The 13,082-nt window shown below is 74.3% G+C and carries 11 protein-coding genes; 9 read left to right on the top strand and 2 right to left on the bottom strand.

What is annotated here, in order from left to right; translation table 11 throughout:
• Positions 1–50 precede the first annotated feature (50 nt).
• On the bottom strand, positions 51–500 hold the full coding sequence (locus tag ACGFS9_RS31300) for a metallopeptidase family protein (protein ID WP_393258068.1): 450 nt from the start codon (positions 498–500) through the stop codon (positions 51–53).
• Between the two features lie 350 nt (positions 501–850).
• Between ACGFS9_RS31300 and ACGFS9_RS31295 the strand changes: the two genes are divergently transcribed.
• The 8 genes from ACGFS9_RS31295 (at position 851) to ACGFS9_RS31260 (ending at position 10,199) form a co-directional block, all read left to right on the top strand.
• Positions 851–1,330 carry a DUF3499 domain-containing protein gene (locus ACGFS9_RS31295; protein WP_393258019.1) on the top strand — a complete coding sequence of 160 codons (480 nt, stop codon included), beginning with the start codon at positions 851–853 and terminating at the stop codon, positions 1,328–1,330.
• 421 nt (positions 1,331–1,751) lie between these two features.
• The gene (locus tag ACGFS9_RS31290; RefSeq protein WP_393258016.1) at positions 1,752–3,113 is read left to right on the top strand and encodes a phosphomannomutase/phosphoglucomutase; all 1,362 of its coding nucleotides are present in this window, start codon (positions 1,752–1,754) and stop codon (positions 3,111–3,113) included.
• A gap of 384 nt (positions 3,114–3,497) precedes the next feature.
• Positions 3,498–3,668, top strand: coding sequence for a Trm112 family protein (locus tag ACGFS9_RS31285; protein ID WP_393258013.1), 171 nt, complete (start codon positions 3,498–3,500; stop codon positions 3,666–3,668).
• 272 nt (positions 3,669–3,940) lie between these two features.
• On the top strand, positions 3,941–5,068 hold the full coding sequence (locus tag ACGFS9_RS31280) for an SIS domain-containing protein (RefSeq protein ID WP_393258011.1): 1,128 nt from the start codon (positions 3,941–3,943) through the stop codon (positions 5,066–5,068).
• 115 nt (positions 5,069–5,183) lie between these two features.
• The gene (gene manA / locus ACGFS9_RS31275) at positions 5,184–6,335 is read left to right on the top strand and encodes a mannose-6-phosphate isomerase, class I (protein WP_393258008.1); all 1,152 of its coding nucleotides are present in this window, start codon (positions 5,184–5,186) and stop codon (positions 6,333–6,335) included.
• A gap of 141 nt (positions 6,336–6,476) precedes the next feature.
• Positions 6,477–7,457, top strand: a complete 981-nt coding sequence (locus tag ACGFS9_RS31270; protein WP_393258005.1) for a cation diffusion facilitator family transporter — start codon at positions 6,477–6,479, stop codon at positions 7,455–7,457.
• Between the two features lie 533 nt (positions 7,458–7,990).
• Positions 7,991–9,448 (top strand): adenosylhomocysteinase, encoded by a 1,458-nt coding sequence (ahcY, locus tag ACGFS9_RS31265; RefSeq protein WP_393258002.1) that lies wholly within the window; start codon positions 7,991–7,993, stop codon positions 9,446–9,448.
• A gap of 100 nt (positions 9,449–9,548) precedes the next feature.
• Positions 9,549–10,199, top strand: coding sequence for a hypothetical protein (locus tag ACGFS9_RS31260; protein WP_393257999.1), 651 nt, complete (start codon positions 9,549–9,551; stop codon positions 10,197–10,199).
• Positions 10,200–10,492: 293 nt separating this feature from the next.
• On the opposite strand, the gene ACGFS9_RS31255 is transcribed toward ACGFS9_RS31260, so the two are convergent.
• Positions 10,493–11,500: an RDD family protein gene (locus tag ACGFS9_RS31255; protein WP_393257996.1), complete on the bottom strand. Its 1,008-nt coding sequence runs from the start codon at positions 11,498–11,500 to the stop codon at positions 10,493–10,495.
• Between the two features lie 130 nt (positions 11,501–11,630).
• On the opposite strand from ACGFS9_RS31255, the gene ACGFS9_RS31250 reads away from it, so the two are divergent.
• Positions 11,631–12,638 (top strand): stage II sporulation protein M, encoded by a 1,008-nt coding sequence (locus ACGFS9_RS31250; RefSeq protein ID WP_393257994.1) that lies wholly within the window; start codon positions 11,631–11,633, stop codon positions 12,636–12,638.
• Positions 12,639–13,082 lie beyond the last annotated feature (444 nt).

Below are 13,082 nucleotides of genomic sequence, written 5' to 3'. Positions count from 1 at the left end.
GCCGCCCGCCCGAGGTGCGGGCGGCCGGGCCACCGGGCACCGTCCGGCGCTCAGTCCTCGCCGTAGCGCGGGTCGACCGCCTCCGGGGTGAGGCCCAGCAGCTCCGCCACCTGCTCCACGACGATCTCGTGCACCAGGGCGGCGCGCTCGTCGCGGCCCTTGGTGCGGATCTCGACCGGCCGGCGGTAGACGACCACGCGCGCGGGCCGTCCCTCGCGCGCGGCGATCGTGCCGCCGAGCGGCACCGCCTCGTCGTTCCACGCCTCGCCGGGGCCGTCCAGCCGGGGCACCTCGAGGACCAGGAAGTCGATGTCAGCGAGCTGCGGCCAGCGTCGCTCCAGCCGCTCCACGGAGTCCCGCACCAGGTCGGCGAAGACCTCGGCGCGGCTCGCCGCGAGCGGCACCTGGGGCGGCGCCACGGGGCCGCGCATCCCGCGGCCGTGGCGGTCGCGACGGCGGGGGCCGGCAGCTGCGGTGGGAGGCGGTACGGGGGTGTCCATCACCGACGAAGCGTAGTCCCCGGCCGCCCCGGCCGCCCGGCTCCACGCTGAGCCGGTCCGCCGCCCGCCCGCCACCCGGCCCGCGTCGCCCGCCGCCCGGCCCGCGTCGCCCGGCCCGGTGCCGCCCGGACCCGTGCCGTGCCCGGTGCCCGGCGGCTGTTCCCCAGAGCCGTCCGCGAGCCCGTCCGTGAGCCCGTCCGCGGGCCCGTTCCGGCCCCGGCAAGGGCTCGATTCCGTATCGCTCCGGGAGCGTCACTCCCGCGGCAATTGACATGATTCGCACCAAGTGGCGACCGGATGCAGGGGCGTTCGGTGTCCCCGGCGTCGATGTCCCCCCAGGTCAGGGGAGGATGACCGGGGATCGGTGTGGGCCGTCTCACAGGACGACACGGTGGGGTGAGCCGGGGGAGAGTCGTCGCGGCCCGCTCAAGAGTGCGGTACCGTCCAACATCGTGAGCCCTGTACGTCGCTGTTCGCGCACCGCTTGCGGCCGTCCCGCCGTCGCGACGCTGACGTACGTCTACGCCGACTCGACCGCGGTCCTCGGCCCGCTCGCCACCTACGCCGAACCCCACTGCTACGACCTGTGCGCCGAGCACTCCGAGCGCCTCACCGCGCCGCGCGGCTGGGAGGTCGTCCGGCTCGCCGACTCCTCCGGCCCCGCCCGCCCGAGCGGAGACGACCTGGAGGCACTGGCGAACGCGGTGCGCGAGGCGGCTCGCCCGCAGCAGCGCGCCGCCGAGGGCGGTGGCGCGAGCGCCCGCTCGGCCGATCCGATGGAGGTCGCGCGCCGCGGCCACCTGCGCGTCCTGCGGTCGCCCGAGAACTGAGCGCCCTCCGGCCCGGCCCGTCCGCCGTACCCCGGCAACCCCGTCCGCCCGTGCCGGGAGTCCCGCAGCCCCCGCCCCAACCCGCCCGTGCCGCACCCTGCTTGACGGGTGCCGCCGGCGGTCGCACCCGGTGGTGGGCGGCTCGCCCCGTCCGGAGCGCCCGGCACCCGCGGACCGCGCGCGCCCGGTCCCTCGCGGGAACGCCGTGCGGGCGGCGGCGAGTTGACGCCCCGGCGCCCCGCCCCGGTCCCCTCGGCGGCGGCGCGCCGTGCGCGGTGGCACCCCGCTCCGCCCGGTGCGGCCATCGCGGAGGCGGCGGTTCCGCAGGTCACGGATGTGCCCCACCGCGGCTCGGTGCGCCGGACCGCCGCCCCGGAGCGGTAGTTTGGGCCGACCGACGTGGACAACTGGAGGGTTGGCCGTGACTGCTGATCTGTCGCAGCTCGTGAAGGCGTACGACGTGCGCGGGGTGGTCCCGGACCAGTGGGACGAGCCGCTGGCCGAACTGTTCGGCGCCGCCTTCGTCCAGGTGACCGGAGCGGACGCCATCGTGATCGGGCACGACATGCGGCCGTCGTCCCCCGGACTGTCCCGGGCCTTCGCGCGCGGCGCCGCCGCCCGAGGCGTCGACGTCACCGAGATCGGCCTCTGCTCGACGGACCAGCTGTACTACGCCTCCGGCGCGCTCGCCCTGCCCGGTGCCATGTTCACCGCCTCGCACAACCCGGCCCGCTACAACGGCATCAAGATGTGCCGGGCGGGCGCGGCCCCCGTCGGCCAGGACACCGGCCTGTCCGAGATCCGCCGGCTCGCCGAGACCTGGCTCGACGCGGGCGCCCCGGCCTCGGACGCCGAGCCGGGCACCATCACCGGCCGCGACACGTTGGCGGACTACGCGGCCCACCTCCGCTCGCTCGTCGACCTGACCTCGATCCGGCCGCTGAAGGTCGTCGTCGACGCGGGCAACGGCATGGGCGGACACACCGTGCCGACCGTCTTCGCCGGACTGCCGCTGGACCTCGTCCCGCTGTACTTCGAGCTCGACGGCACCTTCCCCAACCACGAGGCGAACCCGCTCGACCCGGCGAACATCGAGGACCTCCAGCAGCGGGTCCGCGCGGAGGGCGCCGACCTGGGCATCGCCTTCGACGGCGACGCCGACCGCTGTTTCGTCGTCGACGAGCGGGGCGAGCCGGTCTCCCCGTCCGCGATCACCGCCCTGGTGGCCGCGCGGGAACTCGCCCGGCACGGCGGCGGCACGGTCATCCACAACCTGATCACCTCCTGGTCGGTCCCCGAGGTCGTCCGCGAGCACGGCGGGACGCCGGTGCGCACCCGGGTCGGCCACTCCTTCATCAAGGCCGAGATGGCCGCCTCCGGAGCGATCTTCGGCGGCGAGCACTCCGCCCACTACTACTTCCGCGACTTCTGGAACGCCGACACCGGCATGCTGGCCGCCCTGCACGTCCTCGCCGCGCTCGGCGGACAGGACGGACCGCTCTCCGGGCTCGTCGCGGAGTACGACCGCTACGTGGGCTCCGGCGAGATCAACTCCACCGTCGACGACCAGGCCGCCCGCCTCGCCGCCGTCCGGGCCGCGTACGCGGGCCGCGAGGGCGTCACGGTCGACGAACTCGACGGCCTGACGGTGACCACCGAGGACGGCTGGTTCAACGTCCGCCCCTCCAACACCGAACCCCTGCTGCGTCTCAACGCCGAGGCCCGCGACGAGGCGACGATGGCGAAGATCCGCGACGAGGTGCTGGCCCTCATCAGAGGCTGACGGCACGGACCGGCCGAGCGGCGCGGGGGCCGCGGGACCGCGCCGCCCGCGGCGGGCGGGTCCCGGGCGCCCCGCCCGTCCCGCCGCGCGGCCGGCCCCGCCCCGGCGCAGGCGCCGCCCCACCGGGGCCCGGTGCCGTGTCCCCGGCTCCCGCCCCCGCGGACCCCGGCACCCACGGCGCCCTGCACTCCCGGTCCCCGCCCGCCGCGCGGGCCTCCCGGCCGGCTCCGGCACCGGACCCGCCGCGCCCGCCGCGGAGCCGGCCCGGGCCCGCCAGGCCGGCGTCCCGTCCGGTCCGGGGACGAGCGGGCCCATGCCTCCGCGCCGGGCTTCCCGCAGCGGTACCCTGACCAGGCCGCATCCACTGTTTCGGAAGGACATCCCATGGCGCTCGAAGCCGGCCTCCTGGAGATCCTCGCCTGCCCGGCCTGCCATGCCCCGATCAAGGAGCAGGACACCGAGCTGATCTGCACGGGAGCGGAGTGCGGTCTCGCCTACCCGGTCCGCGACGGCATCCCCGTCCTCCTGGTCGACGAGGCCCGCCGCCCCGCCTGACCGGACCGGCCGCCCGCGGGCGCGGTCCCCGGGCCGCGGCGCGCGGGAGGCCCCGAGCCGCCCCACCCGCCCGCACGGGCGGGCCGACGGCCCGGCTCCCCACGACGCGCGGGCGGCACCCCGCACGGGCCCGGGCGACGTCCGGCCCGCCCAGCGGCCGGACCGCCCCCGGAACGACCCGGCGACACTCGGCACCCGGCGCGCGACCCCGCGCACGCGACACCGCGACCCGGCGCACCAGCGCCGACCCGGCGATCGGAGGCTTCCGTCCCATGCTCGACGAATCGCTGCTCGACGACCCCGACGCGCTCGCGCGCACCGACCGGCGGGACCTGCTCCGCGGCGCGGCCGAGGCCGGCGCCCGGGTGCGCACCGCCGTCCGGCACGCCGCCGAGGCCGGGATCGCCGAGCTGAAGCCGGACGGGCGCCCGCGCGCCGTCCTCATCGCCGGCCCCGGCATGGCCGCCACGGCGGTCGCCGAACTCCTCGGCACCCTCGCCGGAGCGAGTTGCCCCGTCACCCGGCTCACCCCCCAGGGCGTCGCCCCCGCTTCTGGCGCCCTGCGCTGGGAGCTGCCCGGGTGGGCCGGCCCCGTCGACCTCCTGCTGATCGCCACCCCCGACGGCAGCGAACCCGGACTCGACCTGCTGATCGAGCAGTCCTACCGGCGCGGCAGCACCGTCGCCGCCGTGGCACCCGCGGACTCCCCGCTCGCCGGCTGGGTCAGCGGCACCCACGGCCTCTTCGTCCCGATGGCGACCGCCCCGTACGAACCGGAGGAGCCGATCGCCGCCTCCGCGCCCGGTGTGCTCTGGGCGCTGCTCACCCCGCTGCTCGCCCTCCTGGACCGCACCGGCCTGCTCTCCGCGCCGCCGGAGGCGCTCCAGAAGGTCGCCGACCGGCTCGACCGCGTCGCCGAACGCTGCGGGCCCGCGATCGCCGCGTACGGCAACCCCGCCAAGACCCTCGCCGCGGACCTGGCCGATGCGCTCCCGGTGATCTGGACCGAGGGCACCTCGGCCGGACCGGCGGGCCGCCGCTTCACCGCCGCGCTCGCCGAACTCGCCGGCCGCCCCGCGCTCACCGCGGAACTGCCCGAGGCGCTCGCCGCGCACAGCGTGCTGCTCGCGGGAGCGCTCGCCGCCGGCGCCGACCCCGACGACTTCTTCCGCGACCGCGTGGAGGAGGCGCAGGCGCTGCACGCCCGCGTGGTGCTGCTCCGCGACCGCCCCATCGGCGGGATCAGCGCCGCTCCCGCCGCCCGGGAGCTCGCCCTCACCCACGACACCGCGATCAGCGAACTCGAACCCGAGGAGGGCGGCGAGCTGGAGACCCTCGCCGAACTGATCGCCATCACCGATTTCGCCGCCGTTTACCTGGCGCTCGCCTCAAGGGCCTGACCTGGTTCCGGCGGCCGGCCGGCCGCCCGACCCCGGGACCGCGGGCCCCCGACGCCCCGCCCCGCCGGCCTCCGCACGCGGCGGGGCCGGCAGCACGGAGGAGAAGAAGACACCGATGGACCGCCTCGACAACACCGTCCGCCCCTACGCCTGGGGTTCCACCACCGCCATCCCGCACCTGCTCGGTGTGGAGCCGACCGGGGAACCGCAGGCGGAGATGTGGATGGGAGCCCACCCGGGCGCGCCCTCCCTCACCGGGCGCGGTCCGCTGGACGAGGTCGTCGCCGAGGACCCGGAGAAGGAACTCGGCCGCGCCGCGGTCGCCCGGTTCGGTCCCCGCCTGCCGTTCCTGCTCAAGCTCCTGGCCGCCGGCGCCCCCCTCTCCCTCCAGGTGCACCCCGACCTCGAACAGGCCCGCGAGGGGTACGAGGACGAGGAGCGCCGCGGCGTCCCGATCGACGCCCCGCACCGCAACTACAAGGACGCCAACCACAAGCCCGAACTGATCTGCGCCCTCACCGAGTTCGACGGACTGTGCGGGTTCCGCCCGCCCGCCGGGGCCGCCGACCTCCTCGCCGCCCTCGACGTGGACGCCCTCAAGCCCTACGTCGACCTGCTCCGGGCGCAGCCCGAGGAGGCCGCGCTGCGCGAGGTCCTCACCGCCGTCCTGAGCGCCGACCCCGGCGACATGGCCCGCACGGTCGCCGAGACCGCCGCCGCCTGCGCCCGCCTCGGCGGCGACCACGCCCCCTACGCCGATCTCGCCCACCACTACCCGGGCGACCCCGGCGTCATCGCCGCGATGCTCCTCAACCACGTCCGCCTCCAGCCCGGCGAGGCCCTCTTCCTCGGCGCGGGCATCCCGCACGCCTACCTCAGCGGCCTGGGCGTCGAGATCATGGCCAACAGCGACAACGTGCTGCGCTGCGGGCTCACCCCCAAGCACGTCGACGTCCCCGAACTCCTGCGCGTAGTCCGCTTCGAGGCGGGCGACCCGGGCGTCCTGCGGCCCGAGGCGTCGGCCGACGGCGAGGAGGTCTACCCGACCCCCGTCGACGAGTTCCGCCTCTCCCGCCACGCAATCGCCGCGGGCGCCGCGCCCCGCGACCTCACCCGCGACGCCCCGCAGATCCTGCTGTGCACGGCGGGTGCCGTGCGCGCCGACGGCATCGGCCTCACCCCCGGCCGCTCGGTCTTCGTCCCCGCGGGGGAAAAGGTCGACGTGTCCGGTTCCGGCACGATCTTCCGCGCCACCGTGGCGGCCTGACGAGGCGCCGGCGCACACCAGGGCCGCCTCCGCCCGGCCGGGCTGCAAGAATGACCCACCGCACAGGGAGGGCCGAGCCCGGACCGGGGTACGAGGGTGGCCACGGGGTCCGTACGGCCTACGAAGGGACAGCAGGAGCAGATGAGCGCTTCAGGCGGCACCAAGGCGATCATGGCGGCGCTCGGCGCCAACCTCGCCATCGCGGTATCGAAGTTCGTGGCGTTCGCCTTCAGCGGCTCGTCCTCGATGCTGGCCGAGGGCGTCCACTCGCTCGCCGACTCCGGCAACCAGGCCCTGCTGCTGATCGGCGGCAGGAAGGCGCAGCGCGCCGCCACCCCGCAGCACCCCTTCGGCTACGGGCGCGAGCGCTACATCTACGCCTTCCTCGTCTCGATCGTCCTGTTCTCCGTCGGCGGCATGTTCGCCGTCTACGAGGGCTACGAGAAGATCAAGCACCCGCACGAGATCGAGCACTGGTACTGGCCGGTCGGCGTGCTGGTCTTCGCGATCCTCGCCGAGGGCTTCTCCTTCCGCACGGCGATCAAGGAGTCCAACCAGCTCCGCGGCTCGCACTCCTGGTCCCAGTTCATCCGTCGGGCCAAGGCCCCCGAGCTGCCGGTCGTCCTCCTGGAGGACTTCGGCGCCCTCATCGGCCTCGTCCTCGCCCTGTGCGGCGTCGGCATCGCCCTGCTCACCGGCGACGGCACCTGGGACGGCATCGGCACGGTCTGCATCGGCGTCCTGCTCATCATGATCGCGCTGGTCCTCGCGGCGGAGACCAAGTCGCTGCTGCTCGGCGAGGCCGCGGGCCCGGAGCACACCGCGAAGATCGAGGCCGCCATGGTCGACGGCGACACGGTCACCCGGATCATCCACATGCGCACCCTCCACCTGGGCCCCGAGGAACTGCTCGTCGCCGCGAAGATCGCCGTCCGGCACGACGACACGGCCGCCGAGGTCGCCGCCGCGATCGACGCCGCCGAGGCCCGCATCCGCTCCGCCGTCCCGATCGCCCGGGTGATCTACCTGGAGCCGGACATCTACAGCGAGGCGGAGGCGGCCAAGGGCCCCGACCCCGAGGCCACCCCCGGCGGACCGGCCCCGGAGCCGTCCGGCCACTGACCGGCCACGCCCGCCGTACCGGGGCCCGCCCGCGATCCGGGGCGGGCCCCGGCGCCGTGTACGACGCGCGAGCGGCGCCGCTGTCACCCCGCGCACCGCGCCCCTCCGGCGACCGGCCGCCCCGCCCGGCGACCCGCCCCGCCCACCCCGGGCCGCTCCGGCCCACCGGCCGACGGCGCCGGCGTCCGCACCCGCCGCGGGGCCCCGCACGGCGGACGCCCCGGACCGCCGCCCCGTCCCGGAAGGGCGCCTGCGCCGGCCCCTCCCGGCCCCGCCGTGTCCGGAGGCGGACTGGGGGCGGGCGGCCCGACCGGTGTAGCTTGGGGAGCTGAGCCAGACGTCGCTGCTGATGGCGGTCGGGCGGTCCCCGCGGACCGGCCGAGGGAGAGAGGGCCTCCGACGGACTGCGCTGCGCGCACCGGGCACTGCCGTGTCCTGCCGGGGCACGTCCGTGCCCCGCCGGGCATGCGACGTACCGACGCCGTGCAGAACAGCCCTACCCACCTCGCCCCGATTCCGAGGAGCAGCTCGCAATGACGACTGTCGACAGCCGACAGGACTTCAAGGTCGCCGATCTCTCGCTGGCCGACTTCGGCCGCAAGGAGATCACCCTCGCCGAGCACGAGATGCCCGGCCTGATGTCGATCCGCAAGGAGTACGCCGAGGCGCAGCCCCTCGCCGGCGCCCGCGTCACCGGATCGCTGCACATGACGGTCCAGACCGCCGTCCTCATCGAGACCCTCGTCGCCCTCGGCGCCGAGGTCCGCTGGGCCTCCTGCAACATCTTCTCGACCCAGGACCACGCGGCCGCCGCCATCGCGGTCGGTCCGAACGGCACGCCGGACAACCCCCAGGGCGTCCCGGTCTTCGCCTGGAAGGGCGAGACCCTGGAGGAGTACTGGTGGTGCACGGAGCAGGCGCTGACCTGGCCGAACACCCCCACCGGCGGCCCGAACATGATCCTGGACGACGGCGGTGACGCCACCCTCCTCGTCCACAACGGCGTCAAGTACGAGAAGGACGGCAAGGTCCCCTCGGCCGACACCGCGGAGAACGACGAGCACCGCGTCATCCTCGAACTGCTCAACCGCACCATCACCGAGGGCTCGCAGAAGTGGACCCAGCTCGCCTCGGAGATCCGCGGCGTGACCGAGGAGACCACCACCGGCGTCCACCGCCTGTACGAGATGCACCGCGACGGCACCCTGCTGTTCCCGGCGATCAACGTGAACGACGCCGTCACCAAGTCGAAGTTCGACAACAAGTACGGCTGCCGCCACTCCCTGATCGACGGCATCAACCGCGCCACCGACACCCTGATCGGCGGCAAGACCGCCGTCGTCTGCGGCTACGGCGACGTGGGCAAGGGCTGCGCGGAGTCCCTGCGCGGCCAGGGCGCCCGCGTGATCATCACCGAGATCGACCCGATCTGCGCCCTTCAGGCGGCGATGGACGGCTACCAGGTCACGACCCTCGACGAGATCGTCGACAAGGCCGACATCTTCGTCACCACGACGGGCAACAAGGACATCATCATGGCCGCGGATATGGCCAAGATGAAGCACCAGGCCATCGTCGGCAACATCGGCCACTTCGACAACGAGATCGACATGGCCGGCCTCGCCGCCGTCCCCGGCATCGTCAAGGACGAGGTCAAGCCGCAGGTCCACACCTGGACGTTCCCCGACGGCAAGGTCGTCATCGTGCTGTCCGAGGGCCGTCTGCTGAACCTGGGCAACGCGACCGGGCACCCGTCCTTCGTGATGTCCAACTCCTTCGCGGACCAGACCCTGGCCCAGATCGAGCTGTTCACCAAGCCCGAGCAGTACCCGACCGACGTCTACGTGCTGCCCAAGCACCTCGACGAGAAGGTCGCCCGCCTGCACCTCGACGCGCTCGGCGTGAAGCTCACCACGCTCCGCCCCGAGCAGGCCTCGTACATCGGGGTCGAGGTCGAGGGCCCGTACAAGTCGGACCACTACCGCTACTGAGCACGCCCGCCGAGCAGCGCTGCCACCGCTCGGCGTCCGGATGTCAGCAGGCCCCCGCCCACCCGGCGGGGGCCTGTCCCCGATGAGGACCTGAACTCCCATGCCCCGTGGCCGCTACGCGCTCCATGACCCGCACGATCACACCCCCCTCGGCGAGGAACACTTCCACTGCGCGCCCGGCCCCTCCGGCTGGCGCTACGTCGCCCAGCTCACGGCCCCCTCCACGACCGGGCCCGACGGCCTCGCCCGGCAGGGAGCCGTCACCGGCTCCGTCGACCTCGCCGTCGACGCGCTCGGCCGCCCCCTCCGCCTCGAACTGCACTCCGCGAACTGGCAGGTGCGCGGCGCCGCCCTCGACGGCGTGACCTGGGTCCGCACCGACCCGGCGGGCGCCGAGGCGACCGAGGGCACCGTGGCCGCACACGCCTTCACCGGCACCTCACCCGCGTTCCTCGTCGCCACCGCCCGTCTCCTGCGCCTCACGCCCTCCGCCACTGCCGCGGCGACCCGCGTACGCCTCGTCTCCTTCACCGGCCAGGTCCTCGCCCCGCGCACCGTCGACCAGTCCTGGGCGTTGATCGCCAGCGAAACGCACAGCACGGACAACGGCCCCCTGACCGTGGACGAATACCAGGTCACAGCCCTGGACACGGGCGAACGGCACGCCGTCCACCTGGCCGGGGACGTGGTGCTCGCCGCCCCCGGCGTCGAACTGGAGGACCTCCAGTCACCCCCGTCGACGTTCGCCTGACCCTGCCGGACGGCCGGCGCCGTGACCGGAAGGGTTCGCCGGACGGCTCGCGGCGTCCGGTGTGGTGCGGCGCACGGCGGAGCGTCTCCCGCGTACGGGACGTACTCGGGTGATGCGACGACGCGGCGCGGTGCCGTGGCGGGCGTCGCGCGGGGGTGACCCTTCCGGTCACGGCACCAGCGCCTCCCGCCGCTCGACGGAACACGGGGAGGGGCGCCCGGCCGGAACGTGAGTGAGGGCGAGGGCGAGACGGAGCGGATCACCGGGTGGTCTGTGCGGACGCCCGGCCGGTCTCAGGCGGGTGGCGCGAACCCGGTGGCGGGCCGCTCGTCGCGCCGTTCCCCGCCCGCGGACCCGTCCCGATCCGCCTCCCGCTCCCCACCGCTCCGGCCCGGAGCGGGCGAGGTCCCCGCGGTCGGTGGAACGGCGGCGGGATACCCGCCGGGGCCGTGCCCGCCCGGGTGGCCGCCGTCCTGTCCTGCCAGATATCCGGCGCCGTACCCGGTCGGGTGGTACCCGCCCGGTACGGGCGGCTGCCCGCCCGGGGCGACGCCGGCCCCGTACGCCCGGCGGGCCTCGCGGGCCTGCCGCTCCTGCACCACGGCGGCCAGGTAGGCGCCGGCGGGCACGCCGTGCGGCGGGGCCGTACCCGTCCGCGTGGCGACCTCCGCGGCGAGCCGCTCCGCCATCGCGCCACCCACCTGCGGGTCCAGCTGCCCCATCCGCGTCAGGTACTGGCGGACCGCCAGCCACAGTCCGTCCGGCACGGCGGACAGATCGAGTCCGCTGAAGCGCCCCGCCAGCCAGGGCGGTGGCGGAGGCACGTGCGAGGAGCGCCCCACGGGAATCCGCTCGCGCACCACCAGGGTCCCGGCGAACACGTCGCCGAGCCGCCGGCCGCGCTCCGACACCAGGGAGGCCACGCACGCGACGACCCCGAACGTCATCAGGATCTCCACGACCCCCACCGCCCCGCGCACCAGCGCGTGCCGGAACCGGATCGGACCGCCGTCGTCCCGCACCACCCGCAGACCGCACGCGAGCTTGCCCAGCGACCGGCCGTGACTGAGCGACTCCACCGCGATCGGCCCGCCGACCAGGACGAGAAGGAAACTCGCGATCGAGACGGCGACCCGCGCCGCGTCGTCGAGCGCGGCGGTCGCGGCGACGAGACCGATGGTCACACCGATGTAGACCGCCATCGCCACCGCGAGATCGAGCACGACGGCCAGCGCCCGGCTCGGCACCTTCGCGGGCCGCAGCTCCAATGCCACTGCCTCGCCCGTCACCAGCTCACTCACCTGTGCCGCCCTTCCCCTGAACCGCTCCGAGAACGGCCAGTCTGCCAAGCTGAGGGCACATCGCGCCGCGGTAGGACAAGCTGACATCCACCAAGCGCCGCCGACGAGCAGCCCAGGAGCAGGCAAACCGATGGACCTCGACGTCTTCGTCTCCGCCCACCGAGCCGAGTGGGACAGACTCGACGCGCTCCTGCGCCGCCGGCGCCGCCTCGACGGAGCCGAGGCGGACGAGCTCGTCACCCTGTACCAGCGGACCGCCACCCACCTCTCACTGATCCAGTCGAGCGCCCCCGACCCCCAGCTCACCGGCCGCCTGAGCCAACTCGTCGCCCGCGCGCGCAGCGCCGTGACGGGTGCCCGCCGCGCCTCCTGGCGCGACGTCACCCACTTCCTCACCCGCGGATTCCCGGCGGCGGTCTACCGCTCCCGGCACTGGTGGCTGCCCACCGCCCTGATCTCCACGGGGGTCGCCGTCCTCCTGGGCTGGTGGATCGCCACCCACCCGGAGGTGCAGGCCGCGATCGCGGCACCCGACCAGCTCCGCGACCTGACCCGCCCCGGCGGCGAGTACGAGACCTACTACTCCAGCCATCCCGCCGCGTCCTTCGCCGCACAGGTCTGGACGAACAACGCGCAGGCCGCGGCCATGTGCCTGGTCCTGGGCATCTTCCTGGGGCTCCCGGTGCTGTGGATCCTCTTCCAGAACATGCTCAACGTGGGCGTCGGCATCGGTCTGATGTCGTCGGCCGGACGCCTCGACACCTTCCTCGGACTGATCCTGCCGCACGGCCTGCTGGAACTGACGGCCGTGTTCGTCGCCGCCGGCACCGGACTGCGCCTCGGCTGGACGGTCGTCGACCCGGGACCCCGCTCCCGCCGGACGGCACTGGCGGAGGAGGGCCGAGCCGCTCTCGGCATGGCTGTGGGACTGGCCCTGGTCCTGTTCGTCTCGGGCGCCATCGAGGGCTTCGTGACGCCGTCCGGACTGCCCACCTGGGCGCGCATCACCATCGGGATCGCCGCCGAACTGACCTTCCTCCTGTACGTCTACGTACTCGGCGCGCGCGCCGTCCGCTCGGGAGACACCGGCGACGTGGACGCCACCGAACGGAGTGCCGCTCTGCCCACCGCCGGCTGATGTGCGGACGCACCGGCTGACCTGCTAGTCTCCTCATCGCCCCGGAGGACCCGTTGACACAGGTCACTCGGGGAGGTAGATTCGAACAGTTGCCTAGAACTGGACATGTCCGGTGGCAGCGGATAGAGTCTGCGAGCTTCTCCAGTCGATCGACCTCTCGTCGGTCCGCAGAAGCCCCCCTCCCGACAGTCCAGAAATGATCGCCGGTAAATCCGGTGTCCATCCTCTGATAATGTCGGAGCCGCTGAAAAGGAAAGCGCGAAAGCGTGGAACTGGAAAGCACCGAGGAAATCAGGCCCGAAAGGATCTGATAGAGTCGGACTCGCCGGAAAGGGAAACGCGGAAGCGAGAACCTGGAAAGCACCGAGGAAATCGGATACGGAAACGGTCTGATAGAGTCGGAAACGCAAGACCGAAGGGAAACTGCCCGGAGGAAAGCCCGAG

It is taken from the genome of Streptomyces sp. NPDC048566 (assembly GCF_043199735.1).
Lineage (GTDB): Bacteria > Actinomycetota > Actinomycetes > Streptomycetales > Streptomycetaceae > Streptomyces.
The sequence above is the reverse complement of the archived record's forward strand: the minus strand, read 5'-3'. Positions and strand labels throughout refer to the sequence as shown.

Coding starts and splice junctions, on each gene's coding strand:
- manA (WP_393258008.1), top strand. CDS start 5,184: ATGGACCGCCTCGACAACACCGTCCGCCCCTACGCCTGGGGTTCCACC.
- ACGFS9_RS31280 (WP_393258011.1), top strand. CDS start 3,941: ATGCTCGACGAATCGCTGCTCGACGACCCCGACGCGCTCGCGCGCACC.
- ACGFS9_RS31260 (WP_393257999.1), top strand. CDS start 9,549: ATGCCCCGTGGCCGCTACGCGCTCCATGACCCGCACGATCACACCCCC.
- ACGFS9_RS31270 (WP_393258005.1), top strand. CDS start 6,477: ATGAGCGCTTCAGGCGGCACCAAGGCGATCATGGCGGCGCTCGGCGCC.
- ACGFS9_RS31295 (WP_393258019.1), top strand. CDS start 851: ATGACCGGGGATCGGTGTGGGCCGTCTCACAGGACGACACGGTGGGGT.
- ACGFS9_RS31300 (WP_393258068.1), bottom strand. CDS start 500: ATGGACACCCCCGTACCGCCTCCCACCGCAGCTGCCGGCCCCCGCCGT.
- ahcY (WP_393258002.1), top strand. CDS start 7,991: ATGACGACTGTCGACAGCCGACAGGACTTCAAGGTCGCCGATCTCTCG.
- ACGFS9_RS31285 (WP_393258013.1), top strand. CDS start 3,498: ATGGCGCTCGAAGCCGGCCTCCTGGAGATCCTCGCCTGCCCGGCCTGC.
- ACGFS9_RS31250 (WP_393257994.1), top strand. CDS start 11,631: ATGGACCTCGACGTCTTCGTCTCCGCCCACCGAGCCGAGTGGGACAGA.